This window comes from Streptomyces sp. OfavH-34-F (genome assembly GCF_022347745.1).
Classification (GTDB): Bacteria; Actinomycetota; Actinomycetes; order Streptomycetales; family Streptomycetaceae; genus Streptomyces.
Genome location: NZ_JAKRGC010000360.1, coordinates 1 through 6,009 on the forward strand (window position 1 = coordinate 1; position 6,009 = coordinate 6,009).

Below are 6,009 nucleotides of genomic sequence, written 5' to 3' on the forward strand. Positions count from 1 at the left end.
GCCGACCGGATGCGGTCGGAGGCCGCCGCGGCCGCCGAGCGGGTGGGCGCGGAGGCGGCGGAGGCGCTGGCCGCCGCCCAGGAGGAGGCCAACCGGCGCCGCCGGGCGGCCGAGGAGACGCTGGACGCGGCCAGGACCGAGGCGGGCCGGGAGCGCGAGCAGGCCAGGGAGCAGAGCGAGGAGCTGCTGGCCGCCGCGCGCAAGCGGGTCGAGGAGGCGCAGGCCGAGGCGCAGCGGCTGACGGGCGAGGCGGAGACGCGGGCGGCCGAGCTGGTCGCGGCGGCCGAGCAGACCGCCCAGCAGGTGCGGGATTCGGTCAGCGGGCTCCAGGAGCAGGCCGAGGAGGAGATCGCCGGGCTGCGGTCCGCGGCGGAGCACGTCGCGGAGCGGACGAAGTCCGAGGCTCAGGAGGAGGCCGACCGGCTGCGGGCCGACGCGCACGCGGAGCGGGAACGGGCCGGCGAGGACGCCTCCCGTATCCGGCAGGTGGCCAAGGAGGAGACGGACGCCGCCAAGGCGATGGCGGAGCGTACGGTCTCCGAGGCGATCGCCGAGTCGGAGCGGCTGCGGGCGGACACCGCCGAGTACAGCCAGCGGATGCGTACGGAGGCGTCGGACGCGCTGGCGTCGGCCGAGCAGGACGCGGCGCGCAGCCGGGCGGAGGCCCGCGAGGACGCCAACCGGATGCGGTCGGAGGCGGCGGCCCAGGTCGACCTTCTGGTGTCCGAGGCGACGGCCGAGGCGGAGCGGCTGAAGACGGAGGCGGAGCGGCAGGCGGCCCGTACGGCCGACGAGGCGGCGGGCGACGCGGAGCGGATGCGCGCCGAGGCGTCGGCGACCGTGGGTTCGGCGCAGGAGCACGCGGCGCGCACCCGGGAGGAGTCGGAGCGGCTGCGGGCGGACGCCGAGGCGGCGGCCGAGCAGCTGCGGGCCGAGGCGCGCCAGGAGGCGGACCGGCTGCTCGACGAGGCGCGGGAGGCGGCGTCGAAGCGCCGTGCGGACGCGGCGGAGCAGGCGGACCAGCTGATCGACAAGGCCCGCGAGGAGGCGCTGCGCGTCGCCACGGAGGCCGAGGAGCAGGCCGACACGATGGTCGGCGCTGCCCGCAAGGAGGCCGTGCGGATCACGTCGGCGGCGACGGTCGAGGGCAACACGCTGGTGGAGCGGGCCCGGACGGACGCGGACGAGCTGCTGGTCGGGGCGCGCCGGGACGCGACGCAGATCCGGGAGCGGGCCGAGGAGCTGAGGACCCGTCTGGAGGGCGAGATCCAGGAGCTGCACGACCGGGCCCGCCGGGAGACGGCCGAGCAGATGAAGACGGCCGGCGAGCGCGTCGACAAGCTGATGAAGGCGGCGACCGAGCAGCGCGACGAGGCGGCGGCGAAGGCCAAGGAGCTGCTGTCCGACGCCAACGCGGAGGCGAGCAAGGTCCGGATCGCTGCCGTGAAGCGGGCGGAGTCGCTGCTGAAGGAGGCCGAGCAGAAGAAGGCCAGCCTGGTGCGCGAGGCCGAGAAGCTGCGGGCGGACGCCGAGGCCGAGGCCAAGCGGATGGTGGACGAGGGCCGGCGGGAGCTGGAGGTCCTGGTGCGCCGGCGCGAGGACATCAACACGGAGATCTCCCGGGTCCAGGACGTGCTGGAGGCGCTGGAGTCCTTCGAGACCCCGGCGGCGGGCGGCAAGGGCGGGGGCTCCGCGCCTGCGGGCGGCGTCAAGGCGGGTGCCTCGGCGGGCAACCGGTCGGGCGGCAAGTCGTCCGATGGGTAGCCGGCCGGCCGCTGCGCATGGTTGCGCGCGGCCCTTCGATCGTCCGGGAGGCGGGGGTTACGGGGGCCCGCCACCGGAAAACGGGGGTCCGCCACTCAAAAGGGGTGTCATTCTCCGGGTCAAAACCGCATCCACTCGATGACACGCCGTTCCGGCCCCTAGGATTCCCTCTATCACCTCACCGGTCTCACTTCGACAGGAACCCCATGAGTGACCCTTCCTCCCCCTTCGGCTTCGAACTCGTGCGGCGTGGTTACGACCGCGGTCAGGTGGACGACCGCATTACCAAGCTCGTCGCCGACCGTGACAGCGCGCTGGCCCGCATCACGTCGCTGGAAAAGCGCATCGAGGAACTGCACCTCGAGACGCAGAACGCCCAGGCCCAGGTGAACGACGCGGAGCCGTCGTACGCGGGTCTCGGTGCCCGTGTGGAGAAGATCCTGCGCCTGGCCGAGGAGGAGGCGAAGGACCTGCGCGAGGAGGCCCGTCGCGCCGCCGAGCAGCACCGCGAACTCGCCGAGTCCGCCGCCCAGCAGGTGCGCAACGACGCCGAGACCTTCGCCGCCGAGCGCAAGGCCAAGGCCGAGGACGACGGCGTCCGCATCGTGGAGAAGGCCAAGGGGGAGGCCACCGCGCTGCGTGCGGACGCGCAGAAGGACGCGGCGCAGAAGCGGGAGGAGGCGGACGCCCTCTTCGAGGAGACCCGCGCCAAGGCCGCCCAGGCCGCCGCGGACTTCGAGACCAACCTGGCCAAGCGCCGCGACCAGTCGGAGCGCGACCTCGCGTCCCGTCAGGCCAAGGCCGAGAAGCGGCTCGCCGAGATCGAGCACCGCGCCGAGCAGCTCCGCCTGGAGGCCGAGAAGCTCCGTACGGACGCCGAGCGCCGGGCCCGTCAGACGGTGGAGACCGCACAGCGCCAGTCCGAGGACATCGTGGCGGACGCCAACGCGAAGGCGGACCGCATCCGCAGCGAGTCGGAGCGCGAGCTGGCGGCGCTCACCAACCGCCGCGACTCGATCAACGCGCAGCTGACCAACGTCCGCGAGATGCTGGCGACGCTGACGGGTGCCGCGGTGGCCGCCGCCGGCTCCCCCGCCGACGAGGAGCCCGCCTCCCGGGGCGTCCCGGCGCAGCAGACCCGCTGATTCCGGTTGTCTGATCCGCGTGCCCGGTTCCACCTTTGTGGTGGCGCCGGGCACGCGGGCGTTCTAGCGTGAACGCATGATCGAGTTGGATGGCCTCACGAAACGCTTCGGGAACAAGGTCGCCGTCGACGGCTTGTCGTGCGTGATCAGACCAGGGATGGTGACGGGCTTTCTGGGGCCCAACGGGGCGGGCAAGTCCACGACGATGCGGATGATGCTCGATCTCGACCACCCCACGAGCGGTTCCGTGCGGATCGACGGCAAGCACTACCGGGATCTGTCCGAGCCGCTGAAGTACATCGGGGCGCTGCTGGACGCCAAGGCGATGAACGGCGGGCGCAGCGCGTACAACAACCTGCTCTGCCTGGCGCAGAGCAACCGCATCCCGGAGCGCCGGGTGGCGGAGGTGCTGGAGACGGTCGGACTGACCGCGGTGGCGAAGAAGAAGTCCAAGGGCTTCTCGCTCGGCATGGGCCAGCGCCTCGGCATCGCGTCGGCGCTGCTCGGTGATCCGCAGATCCTGATGTTCGACGAGCCGGTCAACGGTCTCGACCCCGAGGGCATCCACTGGATCAGGAACCTGATGAAGACGCTCGCCGCGCAGGGGCGGACGATCTTCGTCTCCTCGCACCTGATGAGCGAGATGGCGCTGACCGCCGACCATCTGATCGTGATCGGTCAGGGCAGGCTGCTCGCCGACACGTCGATGGCCGACTTCATCCACGAGAACTCGCGCAGTTACGTGCGGCTGCGCTCCCCGCAGCAGGAGCGGCTGCGCGACGTGCTGCACGAGGAGGGCATCGTGGCGGTCGAGGCGGGGGACGGCACGCTGGAGGTGGACGGAGCCGCGACCGAGGACCTCGGTGAGCTGGCCGCCCGGCACTCCCTCACGCTGCACGAGCTGAGCGCCCAGCGGGCGTCGCTGGAGGAGGCGTTCATGCAGATGACGGCGGGCGCGGTGGAGTACCACGCGCATTCGGGGCCCGGCGGGGACGCGCCGCCGGACGGGCAGTGGGGCGAGGGCTGGGTCCAGCGGCCCGGCGGCGGAGAGGGGGCGTGACGATGGCTTCCGTCTCCGCGGTCCTCACTTCCGAGTGGACCAAGATCCGTACGGTCTCCTCGACCACCTGGACGCTGATCTCGGCGTTCGCGGTCACCGTCGCGATGAGCGCGGCGCTGTGCGCGTTGATGCGCACGCAGTTCGACGACCTCAAGCCGGAGGAGCAGGCGACCTTCGACCCGACGTTCATCGGCTTCTCGGGAATGATCCTCGGCCAGCTGGCGATGGTCGTGTTCGGGGTGCTCGTCGTCGGTACGGAGTACAGCTCGGGCATGATCCGCACCTCGCTGGCGGCCGTGCCGAAGCGCGGGACGCTCCTGTTCAGCAAGGTGCTGGTGGCGGGTGCGCTGGCGCTGGCGGTCGGCCTGGTCACCAGTTTCGTGTCGTTCTTCCTGGGCCAGGCGCTGCTGGGCGACCACGGGACGACGATCGGCGCGGACAACGTGCTGCGGGCGGTGGTCGGCGCCGGGCTCTACATGGGGCTGATCGCGGTGTTCTCCATGGGGGTGGCGGCGATGCTGCGCAGCTCGATGCTGTCGTTGGGCATCCTGATGCCGTTCTTCTTCCTGGTCTCGCAGATCCTGTCGGCGGTGCCGAAGGCCAAGGAGGTCGCCCGGTACTTCCCGGACCAGGCGGGTTCCAAGATCATGCAGGTGGTCCCGGACGCGATGAACAGCGACCCGGCGCCGTACGGCCCGTGGGCCGGGCTGCTGATCATGGTGGGGTGGGTGGCGGCCGCGCTGATCGGCGGCTACCTCGTGCTGAAGCAGCGGGACGCCTGAGCGTGGTCCGGCCCGGTCACCGGGCCGGACCCGTCTGTGACGACTTGGCCGGAACCGTCAAGGCATGGATATCCTCCTAACTCTTACGGGGGGCGTACGGCCGGACGGCGTGGGCCCCGACGACAGATAAGTCGATGGGGCTGGAGCATGATCGAGGCAGTCGGCCTGACCAAGCGCTATGGCGCGAAGACGGCCGTGTACAACCTTTCCTTCCAGGTGCGGCCGGGGGCCGTCACCGGATTCCTCGGTCCCAACGGGTCCGGCAAGTCGACGACGATGCGGATGATCCTCGGGCTGGACCGGCCGACAGCGGGCCGGGTCACCATCGGCGGCCACGAGTTCCGGAACCTGCCGAACGCGCCCCGTCAGGTGGGGGCCCTGCTCGACGCCAAGGCCGTGCACGGCGGGCGCAGCGCCCGCAACCACCTGCTCTCGCTCGCCCAGCTGGCCGGCATCCCCGAGGCGCGGGTGGACGAGGTGCTGGGTGTGGTGGGGCTCCAGGACGTGGCCCGCAAGCGCTCCAAGGGCTTCTCGCTGGGCATGGGGCAGCGTCTGGGCATCGCCGCCGCGCTGCTCGGCGACCCGCAGGTCCTCCTCTTCGACGAGCCGGTCAACGGCCTCGACCCGGAGGGCATCCTGTGGGTCCGCAACCTGATGAAGATGCTGGCCTCCGAGGGCCGGACGGTCTTCGTCTCCAGCCATCTGATGAGCGAGATGGCGCTGACCGCCGACCACCTGATCGTGATCGGCCGCGGCCAGCTGATGGCCGACATGAGCGTCAAGGACTTCATCTCAGCCAACTCGGCCGACTTCGCCCGGGTGCGTGTCCCGGACGAGAAGCCGGAGGCCCGCGAGAAGCTCACCGCCACGCTGACCGAGGCGGGCGGCCAGGTGCTGTCCGAGCCGGACGGGGCCCTGCGCGTCACCGGTCTCGCCCTCCCCCGGATCAGCGACCTCGCCCACGAGTCGGACGTCCGGCTGTGGGAGCTGTCGCCGCACCAGGCCTCCCTGGAGGAGGCGTACATGCGGATGACGCAGGGCGCCGTGGACTACCGCTCGACGGTGGACCAGAAGGCCCACCTCCAGCCCCAGCCGCCGTACGCCGGCTACGGGCAGCCGCCCGGACACACCCCGCCCCCGCAGCAGCCCGTCCCGGACATGCCGCAGCAGGGCTGGTACGCCCCGCCGCCGCCCGGCCAGAACCCGTACGCGGCCGCTCCGGCGCAGGCTCCCGCGCCCGCCGCCCCGGCGCAGGCCC

General features: G+C 72.2%; 4 protein-coding genes and 1 pseudogene. All 5 read left to right on the forward strand.

From position 1 onward, the window contains the following. Positions 1 to 1,764, forward strand: a pseudogene (locus MHW47_RS30840) (hypothetical protein); the annotation flags it as partial. Positions 1,765 to 1,970: 206 nt separating this feature from the next. Next, positions 1,971 to 2,909 carry a cellulose-binding protein gene (locus MHW47_RS30845; RefSeq protein ID WP_239227169.1) on the forward strand — a complete coding sequence of 313 codons (939 nt, stop codon included), beginning with the start codon at positions 1,971 to 1,973 and terminating at the stop codon, positions 2,907 to 2,909. 76 nt (positions 2,910 to 2,985) lie between these two features. Then, on the forward strand, positions 2,986 to 3,969 hold the full coding sequence (locus tag MHW47_RS30850; protein ID WP_239227170.1) for an ATP-binding cassette domain-containing protein: 984 nt from the start codon (positions 2,986 to 2,988) through the stop codon (positions 3,967 to 3,969). A gap of 2 nt (positions 3,970 to 3,971) precedes the next feature. Next, positions 3,972 to 4,751, forward strand: coding sequence for an ABC transporter permease subunit (locus tag MHW47_RS30855; RefSeq protein WP_239227172.1), 780 nt, complete (start codon positions 3,972 to 3,974; stop codon positions 4,749 to 4,751). A 147-nt stretch (positions 4,752 to 4,898) separates the two neighbouring features. Then, positions 4,899 to 6,009 (forward strand): ATP-binding cassette domain-containing protein (locus MHW47_RS30860; RefSeq protein WP_239227171.1); only part of this gene is annotated, 1,111 nt, incomplete at its 3' end.

Excerpts from the sequence above, each read along its gene's own strand:
- MHW47_RS30845 (WP_239227169.1), top strand. The coding sequence starts at position 1,971 with ATGAGTGACCCTTCCTCCCCCTTCGGCTTCGAACTCGTGCGGCGTGGT.
- MHW47_RS30850 (WP_239227170.1), top strand. The coding sequence starts at position 2,986 with ATGATCGAGTTGGATGGCCTCACGAAACGCTTCGGGAACAAGGTCGCC.
- MHW47_RS30855 (WP_239227172.1), top strand. The coding sequence starts at position 3,972 with ATGGCTTCCGTCTCCGCGGTCCTCACTTCCGAGTGGACCAAGATCCGT.